The 21,159-nt window shown below is 72.3% G+C and carries 20 protein-coding genes; 12 read left to right on the top strand and 8 right to left on the bottom strand.

Going from position 1 to position 21,159, the window contains the following annotated elements:
- Window positions 1-4: 4 nt before the first annotated feature.
- Window positions 5-826: a class I SAM-dependent methyltransferase gene (locus IG54_RS0133225; RefSeq protein WP_030793416.1), complete on the bottom strand. Its 822-nt coding sequence runs from the start codon at window positions 824-826 to the stop codon at window positions 5-7.
- A 354-nt stretch (window positions 827-1,180) separates the two neighbouring features.
- On the opposite strand from IG54_RS0133225, the gene rpsA reads away from it, so the two are divergent.
- The 4 genes from rpsA to IG54_RS0133205 all read left to right on the top strand — a co-directional run bounded on the left by rpsA (window position 1,181) and on the right by IG54_RS0133205 (window position 4,911).
- Entirely contained in the window at window positions 1,181-2,692 is a 1,512-nt protein-coding gene (gene rpsA, locus IG54_RS0133220) for a 30S ribosomal protein S1 (RefSeq protein WP_030793414.1), read from the top strand.
- 196 nt (window positions 2,693-2,888) lie between these two features.
- Window positions 2,889-3,827 carry a PAC2 family protein gene (locus IG54_RS0133215; RefSeq protein ID WP_030793405.1) on the top strand — a complete coding sequence of 313 codons (939 nt, stop codon included), beginning with the start codon at window positions 2,889-2,891 and terminating at the stop codon, window positions 3,825-3,827.
- A gap of 23 nt (window positions 3,828-3,850) precedes the next feature.
- Complete coding sequence (gene coaE, locus IG54_RS0133210) at window positions 3,851-4,453, top strand: dephospho-CoA kinase (RefSeq protein WP_030793403.1); 603 nt, start codon at window positions 3,851-3,853, stop codon at window positions 4,451-4,453.
- Between the two features lie 89 nt (window positions 4,454-4,542).
- Complete coding sequence (locus tag IG54_RS0133205) at window positions 4,543-4,911, top strand: tetratricopeptide repeat protein (RefSeq protein WP_030793401.1); 369 nt, start codon at window positions 4,543-4,545, stop codon at window positions 4,909-4,911.
- Between the two features lie 52 nt (window positions 4,912-4,963).
- Here IG54_RS0133205 and IG54_RS0133200 read toward each other — a convergent pair whose 3' ends face one another.
- Window positions 4,964-5,224: a DUF6343 family protein gene (locus IG54_RS0133200; RefSeq protein WP_030793399.1), complete on the bottom strand. Its 261-nt coding sequence runs from the start codon at window positions 5,222-5,224 to the stop codon at window positions 4,964-4,966.
- 160 nt (window positions 5,225-5,384) lie between these two features.
- Here IG54_RS0133200 and IG54_RS0133195 point away from each other — a divergent pair, with 160 nt between their 5' ends.
- Window positions 5,385-5,813: a DoxX family protein gene (locus IG54_RS0133195; RefSeq protein ID WP_030793397.1), complete on the top strand. Its 429-nt coding sequence runs from the start codon at window positions 5,385-5,387 to the stop codon at window positions 5,811-5,813.
- A gap of 165 nt (window positions 5,814-5,978) precedes the next feature.
- On the opposite strand, the gene IG54_RS0133190 is transcribed toward IG54_RS0133195, so the two are convergent.
- On the bottom strand, window positions 5,979-6,422 hold the full coding sequence (locus tag IG54_RS0133190; RefSeq protein ID WP_030793396.1) for an RNA-binding S4 domain-containing protein: 444 nt from the start codon (window positions 6,420-6,422) through the stop codon (window positions 5,979-5,981).
- A gap of 157 nt (window positions 6,423-6,579) precedes the next feature.
- Between IG54_RS0133190 and IG54_RS0133185 the strand changes: the two genes are divergently transcribed.
- From IG54_RS0133185 to IG54_RS0133165, 5 genes are all read left to right on the top strand, one after another.
- Complete coding sequence (locus IG54_RS0133185) at window positions 6,580-7,938, top strand: M20/M25/M40 family metallo-hydrolase (protein WP_030793395.1); 1,359 nt, start codon at window positions 6,580-6,582, stop codon at window positions 7,936-7,938.
- Between the two features lie 86 nt (window positions 7,939-8,024).
- On the top strand, window positions 8,025-9,485 hold the full coding sequence (locus IG54_RS0133180; RefSeq protein ID WP_234336445.1) for a YfcC family protein: 1,461 nt from the start codon (window positions 8,025-8,027) through the stop codon (window positions 9,483-9,485).
- 56 nt (window positions 9,486-9,541) lie between these two features.
- Entirely contained in the window at window positions 9,542-10,264 is a 723-nt protein-coding gene (locus IG54_RS0133175; protein ID WP_030793386.1) for a uracil-DNA glycosylase, read from the top strand.
- Between the two features lie 101 nt (window positions 10,265-10,365).
- A complete protein-coding gene (locus tag IG54_RS0133170; protein ID WP_030793383.1) occupies window positions 10,366-11,556 on the top strand; it encodes an MFS transporter in 1,191 nt (396 codons plus the stop codon).
- A 244-nt stretch (window positions 11,557-11,800) separates the two neighbouring features.
- On the top strand, window positions 11,801-12,757 hold the full coding sequence (locus IG54_RS0133165; RefSeq protein ID WP_051820285.1) for a glycoside hydrolase family 6 protein: 957 nt from the start codon (window positions 11,801-11,803) through the stop codon (window positions 12,755-12,757).
- Here the strand turns inward: IG54_RS0133165 and IG54_RS0133160 are convergent.
- The 5 genes from IG54_RS0133160 to IG54_RS0133140 form a co-directional block, all read right to left on the bottom strand.
- On the bottom strand, window positions 12,754-13,206 hold the full coding sequence (locus IG54_RS0133160; RefSeq protein ID WP_037898228.1) for a GNAT family N-acetyltransferase: 453 nt from the start codon (window positions 13,204-13,206) through the stop codon (window positions 12,754-12,756). The two genes, IG54_RS0133165 and IG54_RS0133160, sit on opposite strands and share 4 nt — an antisense overlap.
- Window positions 13,206-13,631, bottom strand: a complete 426-nt coding sequence (locus IG54_RS0133155; protein WP_037898224.1) for a RidA family protein — start codon at window positions 13,629-13,631, stop codon at window positions 13,206-13,208. The genes IG54_RS0133160 and IG54_RS0133155 overlap by 1 nt, the downstream gene beginning before the upstream one ends.
- Before the next feature lie 112 nt (window positions 13,632-13,743).
- Window positions 13,744-14,811, bottom strand: a complete 1,068-nt coding sequence (locus IG54_RS0133150; RefSeq protein ID WP_030793372.1) for a hypothetical protein — start codon at window positions 14,809-14,811, stop codon at window positions 13,744-13,746.
- Window positions 14,808-16,085, bottom strand: coding sequence for an MFS transporter (locus tag IG54_RS0133145; RefSeq protein WP_030793368.1), 1,278 nt, complete (start codon window positions 16,083-16,085; stop codon window positions 14,808-14,810). The genes IG54_RS0133150 and IG54_RS0133145 overlap by 4 nt, the downstream gene beginning before the upstream one ends.
- An 11-nt stretch (window positions 16,086-16,096) precedes the next feature.
- Window positions 16,097-17,065, bottom strand: a complete 969-nt coding sequence (locus IG54_RS0133140; protein ID WP_030793365.1) for a metallophosphoesterase family protein — start codon at window positions 17,063-17,065, stop codon at window positions 16,097-16,099.
- Window positions 17,066-17,321: 256 nt separating this feature from the next.
- On the opposite strand from IG54_RS0133140, the gene IG54_RS0133135 reads away from it, so the two are divergent.
- Both IG54_RS0133135 and IG54_RS0133130 read left to right on the top strand, forming a co-directional pair.
- Window positions 17,322-20,360, top strand: coding sequence for a DEAD/DEAH box helicase (locus tag IG54_RS0133135; protein ID WP_030793362.1), 3,039 nt, complete (start codon window positions 17,322-17,324; stop codon window positions 20,358-20,360).
- A partial coding sequence (locus IG54_RS0133130; protein WP_420712307.1) for an SWIM zinc finger family protein occupies window positions 20,357-21,159 on the top strand: 803 nt, incomplete at its 3' end. The genes IG54_RS0133135 and IG54_RS0133130, both read left to right, overlap by 4 nt.

Raw genomic sequence — 21,159 nt, 5'->3', positions numbered from 1 at the left:
CTGCTCAGTCTCGTACGCATACGTAGATGGCCGTCCCCGGGATCAGGTTTCCGCGCAGCGGCGACCAGCCGCCCCACTCCTGGGTGTTCCAGGCGGGCCACTCCGGCTCCACGATGTCGACGAGGCGGAAACCGCCCGCCACGATGTCCCGCACCCGGTCGCCGATCGTCCTGTGGTGCTCCACGTAGACGGCGTTGCCCTCCTCGTCCTGCTCCACATAAGGAGTGCGGTCGAAGTAGGAGGCCGCCACGGAGAGCCCCTCCGGTCCCGGCTCGTCCGGGAAGGCCCAGCGGATCGGATGCGTCGCGGAGAAGACGAAACGGCCGCCGGGCCGCAGCACGCGGTGCACCTCCTTGAGGACCAGCACCGGGTCCGCGACGAAGGGCAGCGCCCCGTAGGCGGAGCAGGCGAGGTCGAAGGCGCCGTCCTTGAAGGGCAGCACTCCCGCGTCGGCCTGCACGAGAGGCACCGAGCCGCCGATCCGCAGCGCGTGCTGGAGCTGGCGGTGCGAGAGGTCGAGGGCCACGGGCCGCGCGCCCTGGGAGAGCAGCCAGCGCGAGCACTGGGCGGCGCCGGCGCCGATCTCCAGGACGTCCTTGCCCTTGAGGTCCTCGGGCGGGCCGAGCAGCTCAGCCTCCACCTCGTCGAGCCCCTCGGGTCCCCATACGAAGCGGTCGTCCCCGAGGAACGTGCCGTGCTCGATCTGGTACTCGTCGGCGTTCCGGTCCCACCAGCCGCGGTTCGCGCGACTGCTCTCCGTGACATTCGCGTCACGGCGGGTGGCCTCGGGCTCGGGCAGCTCGGACTCTTGGATGATCGGCTCCATCGTCGTAATCTTCCGTATCCCCCGTCGAATCTCGTCGCGAAGGGGGCGCCGTACGGCCCGTGTGGCCTCAGGCGACAGGTTTTGTGCCGGGTATGCGGCGTTCCGCCCCGGGTGTACGCCTTCGCGCATTGACCCTGTCCGGCCGTCCCCGTATGCTACAAGTTGCGCTGCGAGCCTGCGCTCCTCAGACATAGCAGGCTGCGCTCGCGTCTGTTGTATGTCCCCTCGGTTGTCGAGGCGTCTTCCCTTGCCGGAAGTCGCGCCTCCTTGGCTGTCCGGCTTCTTCAGAGCGAAATCGGCTCCCGGCGTTGCAGTACCTACGACTTCAATGTCCGTACCGGAGCCCTAACCCACATGACGAGCAGCACCGAGACCACCGCCACCACCCCGCAGGTAGCGGTCAACGACATCGGTAACGAGGAAGCCTTCCTCGCCGCGATCGACGAGACGATCAAGTACTTCAACGACGGCGACATCGTCGACGGCGTCATCGTGAAGGTCGACCGGGACGAGGTCCTGCTCGACATCGGTTACAAGACCGAAGGCGTTATCCCGAGCCGCGAGCTCTCGATCAAGCACGACGTCGACCCGAACGAGGTCGTCAAGGTCGGCGACGAGATCGAGGCCCTGGTTCTCCAGAAGGAGGACAAGGAAGGCCGTCTCATCCTGTCCAAGAAGCGCGCTCAGTACGAGCGTGCCTGGGGCACGATCGAGAAGATCAAGGAAGAGGACGGGATCGTCACCGGTACCGTCATCGAGGTCGTCAAGGGTGGTCTCATCCTCGACATCGGCCTCCGTGGCTTCCTGCCGGCCTCCCTCGTCGAGATGCGCCGCGTCCGCGACCTCCAGCCCTACGTGGGCAAGGAGCTCGAGGCCAAGATCATCGAGCTGGACAAGAACCGCAACAACGTGGTCCTGTCCCGCCGTGCCTGGCTCGAGCAGACCCAGAGCGAGGTCCGCCAGACCTTCCTCACGACCCTCCAGAAGGGCCAGGTCCGCTCCGGCGTCGTTTCCTCGATCGTCAACTTCGGTGCGTTCGTGGACCTCGGCGGCGTCGACGGTCTCGTCCACGTCTCCGAGCTTTCCTGGAAGCACATCGACCACCCCTCCGAGGTCGTCGAGGTCGGCCAGGAAGTCACCGTCGAGGTTCTCGACGTGGACATGGACCGCGAGCGTGTCTCCCTGTCGCTCAAGGCGACGCAGGAAGACCCGTGGCAGCAGTTCGCCCGCACGCACCAGATCGGGCAGGTCGTTCCCGGTAAGGTCACCAAGCTCGTTCCGTTCGGTGCGTTCGTGCGCGTCGACGAGGGCATCGAAGGCCTGGTCCACATCTCCGAGCTGGCCGAGCGCCACGTGGAGATCCCGGAGCAGGTCGTCCAGGTCAACGACGAGATCTTCGTCAAGGTCATCGACATCGACCTCGAGCGTCGCCGGATCTCGCTGTCGCTGAAGCAGGCCAACGAGTCCTTCGGCGCCGACCCGTCGGTCGTCGAGTTCGACCCGACCCTGTACGGCATGGCCGCGTCCTACGACGACCAGGGCAACTACATCTACCCCGAGGGCTTCGACCCCGAGACCAACGACTGGCTCGAGGGCTACGAGACCCAGCGCGAGGCCTGGGAGACCCAGTACGCCGAGGCGCAGCAGCGCTTCGAGCAGCACCAGGCTCAGGTCATCAAGTCGCGCGAGGCCGACGCCCAGGCCGAGGCCGAGGGTGCGGCGGCTCCGGCCGGCGCCGCTCCGGCCGCGTCCAGCGGTGGCGGCGGCGGTTCCTACTCCTCGGAGTCGGACGACAACTCCGGCGCCCTGGCTTCGGACGAGGCGCTCGCCGCGCTTCGCGAGAAGCTGGCCGGTGGCCAGAGCTGACGCTCGCCTCTAGGCGGTTGTAGCTGAACTACGCTGCGGGCCCGCATCCCTTCGGGGGTGCGGGCCCGCAGTGCTGTGCCCGCGGGCAGGTACGTGGTTGCTCGTGCAGTTCCCCGGCCCCTTCGGGGCCCGTCGGCGGGAATGCCCGTGGCCCTGCGTACGTTCTCCGTTACGAACACGAGGAGGAGCGGTCACAGTGCTTGATCCGCAGGGTTTGTACGCATGGGAGCCGAAGGGCCTCGCCGTCGTCGACATGGCGCTCGCCCAGGAGTCGGCCGGACTGGTCATGCTCTACCACTTCGACGGATACATCGACGCGGGCGAGACCGGCGACCAGATCGTCGAGCGGCTCACCGACAGCCTTCCCGGGCAGGTGGTGGCGAGATTCGACCACGACCGGCTCGTCGACTACCGCGCGCGCCGCCCGCTGCTCACCTTCCGGCGCGACCGCTGGAGCGACTACGAGGTCCCGACGCTCGACGTCCGCCTCGTCCAGGACGCCACGGGCGCGCCCTTCCTGCTGCTCTCCGGGCCCGAGCCGGACATCGAGTGGGAGCGCTTCGCGGGCGCCGTCCAGCAGATCGTGGAACGGCTCGGCGTGCGCCTCTCGGTGAACTTCCACGGCATCCCCATGGGCGTGCCGCACACCCGCCCCGTCGGCCTCACTCCGCACGGCAACCGCACCGACCTGGTGCCGGGGCACCGCAGCCCCTTCGACGAGGCGCAGGTGCCGGGCAGCGCGGCCTCCCTCGTCGAGTACCGCCTCCTGGAGGCCGGTCACGACGTGCTGGGCGTCGCCGCGCACGTCCCGCACTACATCGCGCGCTCGGCGTACCCCGACGCGGCCCTCACGGTCCTTGAGGCGATCACCGCCGCCACCGGGCTCGTGCTCCCCGGCGTAGCGCACGGACTGCGTACGGAGGCGCACCGCACCCAGACCGAGATCGACCGGCAGATCCAGGAGGGCGACGAGGAACTCGTCGCGCTGGTCCAGGGACTTGAGCACCAGTACGACGCGGCCGCGGGCGCGCAGGAGCGGGGCAATATGCTCGCCGAGCCGGCCGACATCCCGTCCGCCGACGAGATCGGCCGCGAATTCGAACGCTTCCTCGCCGAGCGGGAGGGCGACGCGTAACCGCAGGCCCTAAGCTGCCGGTCATGCTGAAGGTAGGTCTGACCGGCGGAATCGGCGCCGGCAAGAGTGAGGTCTCGCGGCTCCTTGTCGCGTCCGGTGCCGTCCTGATCGACGCCGACAAGATCGCGCGCGAGGTCGTGGAGCCCGGAACTCCCGGCCTGGCGGCCGTCGTCGAGGCCTTCGGGCCAGAAGTCCTGGCGCCGGACGGCTCCCTGGACCGGCCGCGGCTCGGCGCGATCGTCTTCGCCGACGCCGAGAAGCTGGCCGCCCTCAACTCGATCGTGCACCCGCTGGTCGGCGCCCGCTCCGCCGAACTCGAACAGTCCGCGTCCGACGACGCGGTGGTCGTCCACGACGTGCCGCTGCTCGCCGAGAACGGCCTCGCCCCGCTGTACGACGTCGTGGTCGTCGTCGACGCGAGCCCCGAGACCCAGCTGGCGCGTCTGGTGCGGCTGCGCGGCATGAGCGAGGAGGACGCCCGCGCGCGGATGGCCGCGCAGGCCACCCGCGAGAAGCGCCTGGAGATCGCGGACATCGTGATCGACAACGACGGCCCCCTCGACGGGCTCGGGGAGCGGGTCGTCGAGGTCTGGGCGGAGCTTGCGCGCAGGGCTGCTCGTCCGTAGGCCACCGGCCTCCGGTGGCCGGCTGTCCGTGTGGAATAGGGACGGCCGCGACGGGCGTTGACCCAGGGGAGCGAGGGAAGGAGTCCAGCGTGCCCGAAATAACCCCGGAGACTCATGTCATCGACTTCCGTGCGGCGGAGCAGCTCCTTGCCGCGCGGGATCCCCGCGGCGCGGTGAAACTCCTCGACACGGTCATCGCCGCCCACCCCGAGAACACCGCGGCCCGGCTGCTGCGGGCGCGCGCCTTCTTCGCCGCCGCGCAACTGCGCGCCGCCGAGCTGGAGTTCAGCATCGTCCTGGAGCGCGAACCGGACAACGCGTTCGCGCACTTCGCCCTCGCGCGTACCTATGAGCGCGGCGCGCGGCCCGAGCAGGCGCGGCGCCACTTCCGCCTCGCGGCGGCCCTCGACCCACAGCCCGAGTACGTGGCGGCGGCCCGCTTCGATAAGGACGACTGACCCCTCCCGGGGCCGGGGGCCGGGTGCCCGTGGGGTCAGGGGGGCAGGGGGGTCAGGGGGCGTCCGGCGGATCGTACGGCGGGATGTCCCGGCCCGGCTGGTAGTGCGGGCCCTGCCGTATGCGGTGCACCACCCACGCCAGGTCGGCCGCGACCACCACCATGAGCACCCCGCACGTCACCGCCCAGCCCGTCCGCCCGGTGAGCGCGAACGCGGCCGTGCCGAGGGCGGCCCAGGCGAGGCCCCATACGCTGAACCAGAAGCGCATCCGCATAGGACTGCGTGCGGTCAACGGCTCACTGCCTGTGCGCATCATCGGAAGTCATCTCCTCCTTTCACCATAGAAGATGCCGGGCCCGGCGCGATGACTTTCCTGGCGTGCACCTGTCTATATCGGTGACAGCACCACAGCGCGGCAAGCCGAAGCTCCCGAGGAGGCGGCGGCCCGCCCGACCGCTCACCGAGGAGACACCGTGACCGCCCCCGCCGCCACCATCACCCCCGCCGCCCGTACCGCCCCCCGTGGCCGCGGCGCCCGCATCGCGTTGCGCACCGTGCAGGTGCTGCTCGCCCTGTTCTTCGGTGTCGCGAGCGGTGTGCCGAAGCTGATCGCGCACCCCACCGCCGTCGAGTCCTTCGACAAGCTCGGCTGGGGTGCGCCCGGCATGTACACCATCGGCGCGCTGGAACTGCTCGGCGGTATCGCGCTGTTGATCCCGCTGCTCTCCTCGGTCGCCGCGACGGCGTTCATCGGCCTGATGATCGGCGCGTTCATCGTGACGCTCACGTCGTTCGGCGGGGAGAACGCGGCGACGCCGCTGGTCGTGATCCTGCCCCTGGCGTGGATCGCGTGGGCGCGGCGCGACGAGACGCCGAAGCTGATCGCTCGCCTCCGGCGGTAGGCCTCAAGGCTCCGTCAGGGAAACGAGGCCCCGGCCCGCCTGGTTCCTCGCGGAACCAGGCGCCTAGGGCCTGTCCGGCGGATCAGGCCGTACTTGGGTGGCGGTCACCTTTCTGCGCGGGTGTGCCAGACCCCGCGGCCCGCGGCATGATCCGCCGGACAGGCCCTAGCCCTCCACGCCCCGCAAACGTTCCATCTCGCGGCGGTCCCTCTTCGTGGGGCGGCCCGTGCCGCGGTCGCGGATGCCCGCGGGGGCCACGGCCTCGCGCGGAGGGGGCGGCGGGCTGTTGTCGACGTACGCCTCGGCGGCGACCGGCGCGCCCACGCGCTTGCGGATGGCGCGCTTGACGATCACGATCCGCTCCCGGCCGCCCGGCTGCCGCAGGCGCACCTCGTCGCCCACGCGCACGCCGTACGCGGGCTTGACGCGCTCGCCGTTGACCCGCACATGCCCGCCCTTGCAGGCCGCGGCGCCCATCGAGCGGGTCTTGACGAGGCGGACCGACCAGATCCAGCTGTCGACACGCACCGAGCTTCCACCCGCGGCGGCGCTGCCGGCCGCGCTGTCCGGCGTGCGGCCCGTGCCGCCTCCTGAAGTCTCCGAAGCCATGCCCCGACCATAGTCCGGCCCCGGCGCGGCATGCCCGGCCCCCGGCGAGCCGTCCGGAAACCGCTGACCCCGCCCGTCGATAATCCGGGTCTATCGCAACAAAGCGGTCCACGCAAACCAGTCCACTCGTGTCGTACGACTCCCAGGGGTGCTGCCCATGACGTCTTTCGAAACCACCGTCGACGGCCTGATGGACGGGTTGCGGGCCGACCTCGAACGGCTCGCCGCGATCCCCTCGATCGCCTTCCCCGGCTTCCCTGCCGAGCCGGTCGAACAGGCCCACGACCTGGTGGCCGGACTGCTGCGCGATGCCGGGGTCCCGCGCGTCGAGCGGCTCGACCTGCCGGACACCGCCCCCGTGGTCTACGGCGAGATCCCGGCCCCGGTGACCGGCGCGCCGACCGTCCTGCTCTACGGCCACTACGACGTGCAGCCGCCGGGCGACGAGTCGCTGTGGAGGTCGCCGCCCTTCGAGCCGACCCCCGTCGAGGGCGGCCTGCGCGGCCGGGGCATCGCGGACGACAAGAGCAACGTCATCGCGCACCTCGGGATGGTGCGGGCCTTCGGGGGACGCCCACCGGTCGGCGTCAAGATCGTCATCGAGGGGCAGGAGGAGTACGGCAGTGCCTTCGACGGCTACCCGCCCACCGACCCGGAGCGGTTCGCCTGCGATGCCATGGTCATCGCCGACCTCGGCAACCTCCGCCCCGGCACCCCCACCCTCACCACCGGACTGCGCGGCGCCTGCGAGGTGGTGGTCGAGGCCCGCACCCTCGACGAGCCGCGCCACAGCGGCGCGTTCGGCGGCGCCGCGCCCGACGCGCTGCTCGTGCTGCTCAAGGCGCTGGGCACCCTCCACGACGTACACGGGGACGTCGCCGTCGAGGGGCTGCGACGCGAGGGCTGGAGCGGAACGACGTACACGGAGCAGGAGTTCCGTTCGCTGGCGGGTGTGTGCGAGGGCGTGCCGCTGATCGGCAGCGGCAGTCTCGGCGAGCGGCTGTGGAGCGGGCCCGCGATCACCGTGATCGGCCTGGACGCGCCGAGCGTCGAGCACGCCGCGTCCGCCGTCGTGCCGTACGCCCGCGCCAAGCTGAACCTGCGGTTCCATCCCCGGCAGGACCCGAAGGAGGCGCAGGCCAGGCTGGTTGAGCACCTGCGCTCGCTCAAGCCCTTCGGTGTCCCGCTCACCGTCACACCGGGCGACACCGGGCCCGGCTACGAGGCCGCCACCGGCGGGCCCGCCTACCGCGCCGCGCTCACCGCGCTCAAGGAGGCCTGGGGGACGGACGCCTCGTACGTCGCGACCGGCGGCTCGATCCCGCTCGTCAACGGCCTCGCCGAGGCGGTGCCCGAAGCGGAGGTGCTGCTCTTCGGCGCCCAGGACGGCATGTGCAATCTGCACGCCCCGAACGAGCGGGTCCTCCTCTCCGAACTGCGCAACACGGTCGTGGCCCTGTGCGCCTTCGTACGGGAGTACGCGGCGGGCTTCCGTACGGAAGGCGGTGCGGTGTGAGTGCCACCGAGACGCCGGTCGGCGGGGACCCGGCCGAAGGGCCCTCGGGGGAGCGGGGGAAGCGGAAGTTCACCTTTCCCAGTGCGCTGACGGTCCTCGCCGTCGTCACCGTCGCCGTCTGGCTGCTCGCCTTCCTCATCCCCTCCGGGCAGTACGACCGCAATGACTCCGGTGCCCCCGTCGAGGGCACCTACCACCGCGTCGACTCCGGACAGTCCTTCGTCGACCGCCTCAACGACCTGTTCCTGGCGCCCGTCAACGGCCTCTACGGCATCCAGGACGAGAAGACCTCGTTCGTCGCGCCCGACAACGTGGGCTCGCTGTACGGCAGCGCGGGCGTCTTCCTCTTCGTGCTCGCCATCGGCGCCTTCATCACCGTGGTCTTCGCGACCGGGGCGCTGGACCGGGGCATCGGGCGGCTCGCCCACCGGCTGCGGGAGCGCGGCGCGCTGCTCATCGCCGGGATCATGGTCGTCTTCTCCGTCCTCGGCACCGTCGAGGGCTTCGCCGAGGAGACGCTCGGCTTCTACGGGCTGATCGTCCCGCTGATGCTCGCCCTCGGCTACGACCGCATGACCGCCGTCGGCGCCATCATCCTCGGCGCGGGCGTCGGCGTGCTGTGCTCGACCGTGAACCCCTTCGCCACGGGCGTGGCCTCCTCCGCCGCCGACATCTCCCTCGGTGACGGCATCGTGCTGCGCTTCGCCATGTGGATCGTCCTGACCGCGGTCACGGTGGCGTACGTCATCCGCTACGCCAGGCGCGTCCGGCGTGACCCCGAACGCTCCCTGTCCGGGTTCCTGCCGGGCGACCGGGACCGCGAGCGGGTCGCGACCGCCGCGAGCGAGGTGCCGGAGCTGACCCGGCTGCACAAGACCGTGCTCGTCACGACGGCGCTCGTCTTCGCCTTCATGATCTTCTCGGTGGTGCCCTGGTCGAGCGCGCTCACCGGCGACGCCGACGCCACCCCGTACGGTTTCGAACTCGGCTGGTCGTTTCCGCAGTTGGCGGCCCTGTTCCTCTGCGCGGCCGTCCTCATCGGGCTCGTCGCGCGGATGGGGGAGCAGCGGCTCAGCTCGACGATCATCCAGGGCGCGGCCGACTTCGTCTCGCCCGCGCTGGTCATCCTGCTAGCCCGCGGCGTCACGACGATCATGAACAACTCGAAGATCACGGACACGGTGCTTCACTCCATCGAGGGCGTGGTCAAGGGGACGTCGTCCGGGCTCTTCGCGGTCATCGTCTTCGTCGTGAACCTCCCGCTCGCCTTCCTGATCCCCTCCACCTCCGGCCACGCCACACTCGCCATGCCGATCCTCGCCCCGCTCGCCGACTTCGCCGGCGTCCCGCGCGCGGTCGTCGTGACGGCCTGGCAGGCGGCGAGCGGCTGGATGAACCTGTGGGTGCCGACCACCGCGGTGACCATCGGCGGCGTGGCGCTGGCGAAGGTCGGCTACGACAGGTACCTGCGGTTCGTATGGCCGCTGCTCGCCGTGCTGTTCCTGCTGATCTGCGGGTTCGTGGCGCTGGGCGCGGTGCTGACCTGAGCGGGCGGGGGCGGGGGCGTCGGTTGGGAAGAACGTACGTTACGTACGGTGGAGGCATGGACGGCCTCAGCGAACTGGACGAGCGGATCACCGGATGCCGCGCCTGCCCCCGCCTGGTCGACTGGCGCGAGGAGGTCGCGCGCACCAAGCGCGCCGCCTTCGAGGACTGGACGTACTGGGGGCGCCCGGTGCCCGGCTTCGGCCCGCACGACGCCTCGCTGCTGATCATCGGCCTCGCGCCCGCCGCGCACGGCGCCAACCGCACGGGGCGGATGTTCACCGGCGACCGTTCGGGCGAGTTCCTCTATCCGGCGCTGTACGACGTCGGCCTCGCCTCGCGCCCCACCGCCGAGAGCGCCGACGACGGTCTGACCCTGTACGGCACCCGCATCACCTCACCCGTGCACTGCGCCCCGCCCGCCAACAAGCCCACCACGGAGGAGCGCGACACCTGCCGCCCCTGGCTGCTGAGCGAGCTGAAGCTGCTCGCCCCGACGCTCAAGGCGGTCGTCGTGCTCGGCGGCTTCGGCTGGCAGGCCGCGCTGCCCGCCTTCTCGGCGGCGGGCTGGCAGGTGCCGAGGCCGCGCCCGGCGTTCGGACACGGGGCGCACGTGGTCCTGCCGGGCGGCCCCGAGGGCAAGGGACTCGACCTCTTCGGCTGCTTCCACGTCAGCCAGCGCAACACGTTCACGGGCAGGCTGACGCCCGCGATGCTGCGGGACGTGCTGCGCACGGCCGCCACGGAGGCGGGGCTGCACCCGAACGGCCCAGCACAGTGAGCCTGGCCGCACGGTGATTTCCCAGGGCCTGTCCGGCGGAGCAGGGTGCCAGACCCCGCGGCCCGCGGCATGATCCGCCGGACAGGCCCTAGCGTGAGGACGTGGACGACACTCGCGCAGCCAAGCCCTCTGCCGCCGCCTACCGCAATCTGGCCGTCGCCACGGTCGGGTTCACGCTCACCTTCTGGGCCTGGGCCCTGGTGGCGCCGCTCGGCAGCGACTTCAAGGACCGGCTCGGGCTCAGCTCCTTCGAACAGTCGCTGCTGGTCGCCGTGCCGGTGATCGTCGGCTCGCTGGGCCGCGTCCCCGTCGGCGCGCTCACCGACCGCTACGGCGCCCGGCTGATGTTCCCCCTGGTCTCGGCGCTCACCATCGTCCCGGTGCTGCTGATCATCCCCGCCAGGAACAGTTACGCCGCGATGCTCGCCGTCGGCTTCCTGCTGGGGCTCGGCGGTACGACGTTCGCCATCGGCATCCCCCTGGTCAACTCCTGGTTCCCGCCCGCCCGCAGAGGCTTCGCCCTCGGCGTCTTCGGCATGGGCATGGGCGGCGTGGCGCTCTCCGGCTACTTCACGCCCCGCATCGCCGACCACGGCGACCACCTGCCCTTCATCGTCGTGGCGATCGCGCTGGCCGCCTTCGCGCTGCTCGCCGCGGTCCTGATCACCGACCGCCCGGACCGGCCCGTACCCACCAGCGCGCTCACCACCCGGCTCGGCCGGGCCGGGCGGCTGCGGGTCACCTGGGAACTGTCGGCGCTGTACGCGATCGGCTTCGGCGGGATCGTCGCCTTCGGCGTGTACCTGCCCACGTACCTCAAGACCTGGTACGACCTCTCACCCACCGAGGCCGGCACCAAAGCGGCCGGATTCGCACTCATCACCGTGGTCTTCAGGCCCATCGGCGGCTGGCTCTCCGACCGGCTCCACCCGGCCACGGTCACCTCCTACGCGCTCGCCGTCGTCGCCCTCTTCGCCGTCATGCAGGCCTTCGACCCGGCGCTGTACCCGATGGGCACCCTCTGCTTCCTCGCCATGGCGGCGGGCCTCGGCACCGCGAGCGGCAGCGTCTTCGCCCTCGTCTCCCAGGTCACCCCGCAGCCTCAGGTCGGCTCGGTCACGGGCATCGTCGGCGCGGTGGGCGGCCTCGGCGGTTTCGTCCCGCCGCTGGTCATGGGCGCGATCTACAGCGCCAAGGACTCGTACTCGATCGGGTTCATGCTGCTGTCGGACCTGGCGCTGGCCGGCTGCGTGTACGCGTACGGGAGGATGCGGAACGCGAAGGCGGTCTGAGAGCCGGCCGCCGCTCCTGCGGGCGGGCCGACGCTACCGCGGGCGGGCCGGTGGGTACGGGACACGCCGCCGAGAGGGTGGTTTTGCCGCGCTCTGCTGGGGTTCCGGCTGCCGTCGCTGGCGCGGTCGCCGCAGACTCCGGGGAACGCGCCGGGCAGGTCCGGCGCCGACCATCTGGAGCCGCCCGGTGTCCCAGTCGCCCTCTCGCCGCGCCCGTCCCCGGCCTCGATTCCCGCTCTCCCGGGTGGTCCTCACCGCCGTCCTCCTGCTCGGCGCGGCCGCCACCGGCGGTACGGCCGCGGCGGGCGCCGCCCCCGGGGCCGCCCCTGTCTTCTGGGTCGACCCGGACAGCGCCGCCGCCCGGCAGGCCGCCGAGTGGCGGGCGGAGGGACGCCTCGACGACGCCAGGATCATCGACCGCATCGCGCAGCGGCCCCAGGCCGTGTGGCTCAACGAGGACGGGCCCGGGGCCGTCGTGCGGGCCCATATGGGGGCGGCGGCGATGGCGGAACGCACCCCGGTGTTCGTCGCCTACTTCATCCCGTACCGCGACTGCGGCGCGTACTCGTCCGGCGGCGCCCTCGACGCCGGGCACTACCGCCAGTGGATCGACGACTTCGCCGCGGGGCTCGGCGCCACGGACGCGTACGTCATCGTGGAACCGGACGCCGTCGCGCACATGGTGGCGGGCTGCGAGGGAGCGGACGCCGCCGAGCGCTACGAACTCCTCGCCCACGCCGTCGAGCGAATCAAGAGCCGGCCGAACACGAAGGTGTACCTCGACGCGGGCAACGCCGGGTGGATCCCCGAGGAGCAGCGTCTGGTCGCGCCGCTGCGCAGCGCCGGGATCGACGCGGCCGACGGCTTCGCCCTGAACGTATCCAACTTCCATACGAACGAGGACAGTCTGGAGTACGGACACCGGCTCGCCGACGCGCTCGGCGGCGGCAAGCACTTCGTCATCGACAGCAGCCGCAACGGCAACGGCCCCTACGACGGCGACGAGTCCTGGTGCAATCCGCCCGGCCGCGCCCTCGGCACCCCGTCCACCACCGACACGGGCGATCCCGCGCTCGACGCCTACCTGTGGATCAAGCGGCCGGGCGAGTCCGACGGCACGTGCCGGGGCGGGCCGCGGGCCGGGCGCTGGTGGCCGCAGTACGCGCTGGGCCTCGCGCAGCGGGCCCGGGACACGCCCTAGGGCGTCCAGACGTAGCGGATGTCGGGCTCCCGCTCCTCGTTGCCCGAGCCGTCCGTGCGCTCGGCCTCCGTGAAGCCGTGGCGCGTGTAGAACCGCTGGGCCGGGGCGTTGACCTGGAACGTCCAGAGCGAGAGCCCCTCGGGGCTGCGCTCCTTGGCCAGGGCGACGAACCGGTCGCCGATGCCGCGCCCCCGCCACCGCGGGTCGAGGTAGAGCTGGCTCAGCTCGTCGCCGTCGAGGACCATCATGCCGACCGTCTCGCCCGCCGCCTCCGCGAGCCACGTGCCGCCGCGCGGCACGACGACGTACCGGAAGAACTCCCGTACTTCGGCGTCGGAATGGGCCCGCCGCACGGTCGGCAGCGCGGCGTCGTACGAGCGCAGGTAGACGTCGGCGATGGCGGTCCCGTCCGCCTCGGCTGCCGGGCGCAGTTCGACCGGGGCAGGGATCACGCGTTCTCCAGGGGGAGGTGGGGGACGATGGCGGTGGCGGTGATCTCCACGAGCTGGCCGGGGTAGCCGAGGCACGTGGTGCCGAGCAGCGTCGAGGTGTGCGGGCCCGCGTGCAGACGGGAGGCGCGGACGACCTCCCAGGCCTCGGTGAGCAGCGGCGACTCGTCGGCGACGACGTACACCGTGCTGGCCACCACCTGCGACAGATCGCTGCCCACCGCCCGCAGGGCCTCTTCGAGGTTGGCGATGACCTGCTCGGTCTGGCGGGTGACGTCACCCTCCCCGACGAGGTTCCCCTCGGCGTCGAGCGGGACGGAACCCGCCATGAAGGCGAGGCGGGTGCCCGCTTCGACGACGGCCGCGTGCGCGTATCCCGGAGGCGGGAAGAGGGTGGGGACGACGAGGCGTTCCGGGGTGGTCATGGGGTGATCATGCAGGGGGGTCGGACGCGTACGCATCCGAATTTCGTACGCGTCCGGCCCGGCCCGGCGCGTCTCGGAGGCATGGTCCAGCGGGGTGGCTCGGCGGGGTGGCTCAGCCCACCGCCGCCGGTGAACTTCCGCCCCGTACGCGCAGAACGGGCTTGCCCGAGCCGTCGGCGGGGATCGACCAGATGTCCGACCTGCGGCCGTCCGCACCCGGCAGGGCGTACGCGAGGGTGCCGTCGTCCAGCCAGGCGGCCTGGTCGTCGACGTTCCGCCGCTCGGCGAGCGGGTGCTCGCGCATCGTCCGGAGGTCCAGGACGTACAGCCGCCACGGGTCCCGAGTCCCCTCCCGTACGCGCTTCTTGAAGGCGAGGCGGGTGTTGTCGGGGGAGAGCGAGGGACATTCGACGTTCGTGCGCAGGGCGGTCGCCGCCCACTTCCTCATGTCGCCGCGCACGAGGTACGTCCTGCCCTTGGTGGAGACGGTCGCGTAGAAGCGGTTGTCGTCCCTGGCGAACGTCACGCCCCAGTAGTTGACGTCCGGGGAGTGGTACCGGCGGCCGTCGAGGGTGAGGGGGATCTCCTCCATGTTCTTGATCAGATAGCCGGTGCGGGTGTCCAGGATCGAGGTGCGGGTGGAGAAGGAGGAGCCCGCGTAGGAGTCGCCGGTGGCGAACATCGTCCAGGACAGCATCCGGCCCGACGCGGAGACGCGGGCCCGGTTGGGGATGCCGGTCAGCGCGATGCGGCGCTTCTCGCGCAGGCGTTCGTCGAGGACGACCGCGTATGACTTGGGCGGGATCCCGGGGCGGCGTTGCAGGCACAGAGCCGTGCGGGCGGCGGCGTAGAAGCGTTCGCAGGACGGGCCGCCAGTGGTGCGGGCGGCCTGGTGCGCGGCCTCACCGGGTGCGGCCTTGCCGGGCGCCGCTTCTCCGGGCGTGGCTTCTCCGGGCGCGGGCAGGCGGGCGACGCGGCCCGCGCCACCCGCCTCGGTGCTCCGGAAGTAGAGCTGCCCTCGGTCGAGCCCGAACTCCGAAGCGGCGTCGGCGGATTGGGCGCTCCGGGCCGCGTGCAGGGTGTACGCGACGGCGACGCCCGCGAGGACGGCGGCGGCCACGGCGACCGCGATGATCCGGGAGCGCAGCGACCGTGGCGCGGTGGGGGCGGACGGAGTCATGGGGTCCTTTCGGTACGGGGCAGCAGCGCGGCCGCCCCTGCGAGCGCCACCGCCAGGGCGATGACCGCGCAGGTCAGCGCCGTGCCGATGCCCCACAGCGTCCAGGCGGCGCCGAATCCCGCGGCGGCGAGGAGCCGGGCGAGGGCCTGTCCGGTCTGGAGCACGGCCATGCCGCGGGCCCGGCGCTCGCGGGGCACCACGGGCGTGGCCAGGGCCATCAGGACGCCGTCGGTGGCGGCGTAGAAGACGCCGATGAGCAGCAGGACGCCGATGAGCAGCGGCCAGCCGTCGGTGGGCGCGAGCAGAAGGACGTAACCGCACAGGAGCGCCACGTGCCCGGCGAGGAAGGGCGCGCGGCGCCCGACGCGGTCGGCGAGCCGCCCCGCCGGAACGGCGAGCAGCAGATAGACGGCGGCGGCGCCGAGCGGCAGGAGCGGGAACCACGAGACGGCGAAGTCGAGCCGCCGTTGCAGGAGGAGGTAGAGGAACGCGTCGCCGATGGTGGCCGCGCCCAGCAGCGAGGCGGCGAGCAGGACGCGCCGGAAGGCGGGGACGCGGAGCAGGGCGAGTGCCCTCGGGTCGCGCGCGGCCGGGTCCCGAGGCTTCGGGGGCGGCAGCTCCCGGCGGCCGGGCACGAACAGGACCAGCAGCAGCACCCCGAGCAGCCCGAAGCAGAAGCTCACCACGAACACCGCGTCGTAGGCGTCCGCGGTCGCCCACAGCAGCGCGAACGCGGCGAGCGGTCCGAGGAGCGCCCCCGTGGTGTCCATCGCCCGGTGCACGCCGAAGGCGCGGCCCAGCGTCTCGGGCGGGCCGCTCAGCGAGATCAGCGCGTCACGCGGCGCGGTCCGCACGCCCTTGCCTACGCGGTCGGCGGCGAGCGCGGCGCCGATCCCGGCGGTGGCGCCGCCCGCGAGGAGCAGCCCGAGCCGGGAGAGCGCGGAGAGGGCGTAGCCGCCACCGGCGACGAGCTTGTGCCGCCCGCCGCGGTCGGCCGCGTACCCTCCGGCCAGCCGCACCAGGGCCGTGACTCCGTTGTAGAGCCCGTCGAGGAAACCGAACTGGAGGGGAGTGAGACCGAGTTGGAGGACGAAGTAGAGCGGAAGGACGGCGGTGACCATCTCGGAGGAGATGTCGGTGACCAGGCTGACCGCGCCGAGCGCGAGGACGGGTCCGGCGACGCGGCCGCGCCGGGCCTCGGACTTCTCCGAGGTCTCGGGCTTCTGCGGCTTCTGTGCGGCCTTGGCGACCGCGTCGGTGGTGGCCAGATACATGCCCGCTCGTCTCAGCGGCAGCTGTAGGAGGGGCTGGTGTCCTTCGTCGAGCCGTCCGTGGCGACGAGGTTCCAGGAGAACCCGGTGTCGGTGAAGTTCAGCTTGACGACGCCGAAGCTCTTGGTGATCCGCTTCTGGCTGTTGGGCTGCACTTCCTCGATGTCGTACGGGTTGGCGCCGCCCATGCCGCCGAGGATCTCGACGATGCCGTTGGCGTCGGCCCTGCCGTCCGGGTTCTGGGGTGCGAACCGCTCGTAGTGGTGGTCGTGGCCGTTGAGGACCAGTTCGGCCTTGTTGGCGTACAGCAGCTTCCAGACGGGACGGCTGACGGGGTCGTTGCCGTGCCCGCCGGAGGAGAAGAGCGGGTGGTGCCAGTACGCGGCCACGCACTTCTTGGAGTTGGCGGCGAGGTCGGCCTTGAGCCAGTCGATCTGTTCGTCGTCGTCGAAGCTGTTGGAGTCGAGCGCGATGAAGTGCCAGTTGTCCTGGTCGAAGCTGTAGTAGCTCTTGCCCCGGGGGTAGGCGATGGACCCGAAGTAGGACTTGTAGCCCGCGAGCGAGCCGGCCGGGTCGTAGGTCTCGTGGTTGCCGGGGACGGGACGGGTCTTGCTCTTGAAGGCGCCCCAGCTCTTGTCGTAGTAGTTCTTGAAGTCCTTCAGGCGGGCGTCGTCGTACTGGTTGTCGCCCATGGTCATCACGAAGGACGGGTTGATCTGCTTCACCAGGGCCGCGGTCTTGGGGTGCTTGCAGCTGCTGCTGCTCGCGGTGCACTGCTCGGCGATGTCACCGGCGGCGACCGCCGTGAAGCCCGCCCTGGGCCCGGCGGCGGGGGAGGCGCCGGCCTCCTCGGCGGGCGACCAGAGCAGGACGCCGCCGACCAGGGCGAGTGCGGAGCCCGCAGCGACAGGGATGCCCCAACGGGCCTTGCGTGCACGGATGTTGGTCGTACGGGCGTTCATGGCGCGGGGGGTGGGCGACATGTCCGTCTCCTCGGTTGGTGGGGGGTTCCGAGCCGTCTCGGGGAATCCTGGCGACAGGGCATGTTCGCGTCAAGAACCTGGGCCAATTATTGTTAGGAAAGTTTCCTTCTAGTCCTGCGTGGTCGAGGTGCGGGGTGGGCGGGCAGGGCGCGCGAGTGCCGGGCCGCGGGCGTTGTCAGTGGTCTCGCCTAGGGTGGCGAGCGTGGGGGACGGGTGGCGTGAGCAGGGTGAGCAGGGGCTGAGCGAGGTGAGGGCGATGACGGTGGAGGCGGAGTCGGCGGCGACGGCCGTGTCGCCCGTGGCGGCCGAGCACGCTCTCCTCGTACGTTCCTGCGCGGCCGTCTTCCTTCCGGCGGAGGTGCCGAGGGAGGGCCGGGTCGCTTTCTGGCGGGCGGACGGGGGAGAGCTTCCGGGGGCGGCCGGGGCAGCCGGGGCGGCGGAGGTGGCCGAGGTGGTGCGGGGGGAGTCGGCGGCAGGTGGCCCCCCTCCCACGCGGGGCGACCTCCTCGTCGCCCGTAAGCACGGCAAAGGCGCCCGCGCCCGGACCGTGCCAGCGCTGTTCCTGCCGGTCGCCGACGCCGTGCCGCTCCTGTTGCGCGCCGCGCGCCCGCATCCCGCCGCCGCCTGCTGGGCCGCGGCCGCCCGGCACGCACTCCATCTGGCCGCCCGGGGCAGACTGCTGCCCGGACTCACCGCGGACGATCACGACGCGTGGCGCGCGGGCCCCCTGGACGAGACCGACGTCGCCCAGCTGCGGGCCATCGCCGCCGCCCTGCCCGCCGAGGGGCACGCCGTACCGCTGCCGGGCAGCGGGCCCCTGCTCCTGCCCGAGCCGTTCGCCCTGGTCAGAGCCTTCGTGGACGCCGTGGTGGACGTGCTGCCCCGCACCCCCGCCGCCCCGCACGCCGTCGGCGCCCCCTTCGCCGCGCGCGAGCCGCAGCGGCTGCCGGGCGCGCGCGAGTGGGCCGCGGAGGTCGCGGCCGGGGTGGACGCGGGAGTGCGGGTGTCCTTGCGGCTCGATCTGCGGGCCCACGAGGTGTTCGACGTGGGCGAGGGGACGGGGGCGGGGGCGGGGTCCGGCGGAGGACCCGGTTCCGACGCGGGAGGGTCGGGCCCGAGAGGCGAGGGTGACACTCCGCAGGAGGTGCCCCGCGCGGCCGTGGCGAGCCCCGCGGCCGCCGTCGTGCAGGTGCACAGCCTCTCCGATCCCTCCCTGGTGACCGACGTGCCCGGACTCTGGGCGGGCGCCGACCACTTCGGCCCGCGCGCCAGGGTCGACACCCTGCTCGCCGTGCGCCGCGCCGCCCGCGTATGGCCCCCGCTCGCCCGGCTCCTGGAGCGGCCCCGCCCCGACGTGCTGCCGCTGAGCGAGGAGGAGCTGTACGACCTGCTGGGCGCGGCCGCCGGCCGGCTCGGCGCGGCTGGGGTGGCCGTCCACTGGCCGCGGGAGCTGACCCGCGGCCTCATCGCGACGGCCGTCGTCCGCCCCGCCCCCGGCACGGCAGCCGACAACTTCGACTTCTTCAAGACCGAGGAACTCCTGCAATTCCGCTGGCAGTTGGCGCTCGGCGACCAGCCCGGCGACCCACTGACCGAGGCGGAGCTAGACCTGCTGGCGGAGGCGCACCGCCCGGTGGTCCGCCTCCGTGACCAATGGGTCCTGGTCGACCCCGCGCTCGTACGCAAGGCACGCAAGCGCGACCTCGGCCTGCTCGACCCGGTGGACGCCCTCTCGGTCGCGCTCACCGGCACCGCGGAGGTCGACGGCGAGCAGGTGCCCGCCGTGCCCCTCGGCGCGCTCGCCCGGCTGCGCGAGCGCGTGACGGACGACCTCGACACGATCGCCCAGCCCCCGGGACTGCACGCGACCCTGCGCGACTACCAACTGCGCGGCCTGGCCTGGCTGGACCGCATGACCTCGCTCGGCCTCGGCGGCTGCCTCGCCGACGACATGGGCCTCGGCAAGACGATCACGCTGATCGCGCTCCACCTCCACCGGGCGCACCCCGCGCCGACGCTCGTGGTCTGCCCGGCATCGCTGCTCGGCAACTGGCAGCGGGAGATCGAGCGGTTCGCGCCGGGCGTCCCGGTACGCCGCTTCCACGGCCCCGCCCGCAGCCTCGACGGCCTGACCGGCGGCTTCGTCCTCACCACGTACGCCACGATGCGTACGAGCGCTGCCGAACTGGCCGACAGGACCTGGGGGCTGGTCGTCGCCGACGAGGCGCAGCACGTCAAGAACCCGCACGCGGCGACGGCGAAGGCGCTGCGCACGATCCCCTCCCCGGCTCGCGTCGCCCTCACCGGCACCCCCGTGGAGAACAACCTCTCCGAGCTGTGGGCCCTGCTCGACTGGACGACCCCCGGCCTGCTCGGCCCCCTGAAGGCGTTCCGCGCCCGGCACGCCCGCCTGGTGGAGGGCGGCGACCCCGGCGGGACCGGCGCGAACGACGAGGCGCTGGCCCGCCTCGCCCGTCTCGTCCGGCCCTTCCTCCTGCGCCGCAAGAAGTCCGACCCGGGCATCGCGCCGGAACTGCCGCCGAAGACGGAGACCGACCACCCCGTCACCCTCACCCGCGAACAGGTCTCGCTCTACGAGGCGGTGGTGCGCGAGACGCTGGCCCGTATCGAGGCCTCGGACGGCATCGCCCGCCGCGGCCTGGTGATGAAGCTGCTCATGGCGCTGAAGCAGATCTGCAACCACCCCGCGCAGTATCTGAAGGACGGCGTGCTCACGACGCGCTCGGGCCGGGCGCGCTCCGGCAAGCTGGAGCTGCTCGACGAACTCCTCGACACGATCCTCACGGAGTCGGACAGCGCGGGCGCGGTCCTGGTCTTCACGCAGTACGTGGAGATGGCCCGCCTCCTCCAGACCCACCTGTCGTCCAGGGGCATCCCCTGCCAGCTGCTGCACGGCGGGACTCCGGTCGCCCGGCGCGAGGAGATGGTGGACCGCTTCCAGTCGGGCGAGGTCCCCGTCTTCCTGCTGTCCCTGAAGGCGGCGGGCACCGGCCTCAACCTCACCCGGGCGGGCCACGTCATCCACTACGACCGCTGGTGGAACCCCGCCGTCGAGGAACAGGCCACCGACCGCGCCTACCGCATCGGGCAGACCCAGCCGGTGCAGGTGCACCGCCTGGTCACGGAGGGCACGGTCGAGGACCGCGTCGCCGAACTCCTCGCGGCGAAGAAGGCGTTGGCGGACGCGGTGCTCGGCGAGGGCGGCGAAACCGCGCTCACCGAGCTGTCCGACGCGGAGCTGGCGGACCTGGTGGCGCTGCGGAGGACGGCGTGAGCCCGCGCGGTGGCGCCCTGGGCGGTGGAGGCCTGGGCCGGGCCAGCGGCATGAGCGAGACGAGCCGCATGGGCAGCGGCCGCGTCTTCCCCGCCCTGCCGGCGCACCCCGACCCCGACGCGCCCTTCGCCGCCTCCTGGTGGGGGAACGCCTGGATCGGCGCACTGGAGGAGAGCGCCCTGGACCAGGCACGCCTGGCGCGCGGCCGGGCGTACGCCCGTGAAGGCGCGGTCGACACGATCACCGTCGCGCCGGGCCGCATCGTCGCGTACGTCCACGGCAGCCGCCCCCGCCCCTACCGCGCGGAGATCCGCCTGCGCACGATGCTCCCCGACCACTGGGACCGCTTCCTGGACGCGGTGGCCACCGACCCCGCGCACATCGCGGCACTGCTCGACAAGGACATGCCGCACGCCCTCGCCGACGCGGCGGCCCGCGCGGACGTCCCTCTCCTGCCGGGCGCCCGCGAACTCGCGCCGTCCTGCACCTGCCCGGACCGCGGCCACCCCTGCAAACACGCGGCCGCCCTCGCCTATCAGACGGCCCGCCTCCTGGACGCCGACCCGTTCGTCCTGCTGCTGCTCCGCGGCGGCGAGGAGCAGGACCTCCTCGACGAACTGTCCCGCCGCAACGCGCACAAGGCGGCCGCCGAGCAGCAGCCCGCCCCGCCCGCGCCCGACACCTCCCGCGGACCCACGCTGCCCGGCACCCTCGCCCGGGACGCCCTGGCCACCGAGTACCGCCCGGCGCCGCCGACCAGATCACCGTCGCCGGCCGAGATCTGGCCCTCGTACTGGAG

Source organism: Streptomyces sp. NRRL S-920, from assembly GCF_000717945.1.
Lineage (GTDB): Bacteria > Actinomycetota > Actinomycetes > Streptomycetales > Streptomycetaceae > Streptomyces > Streptomyces alboniger.
This window is presented reverse-complemented; position numbering and strand designations above follow the sequence as displayed.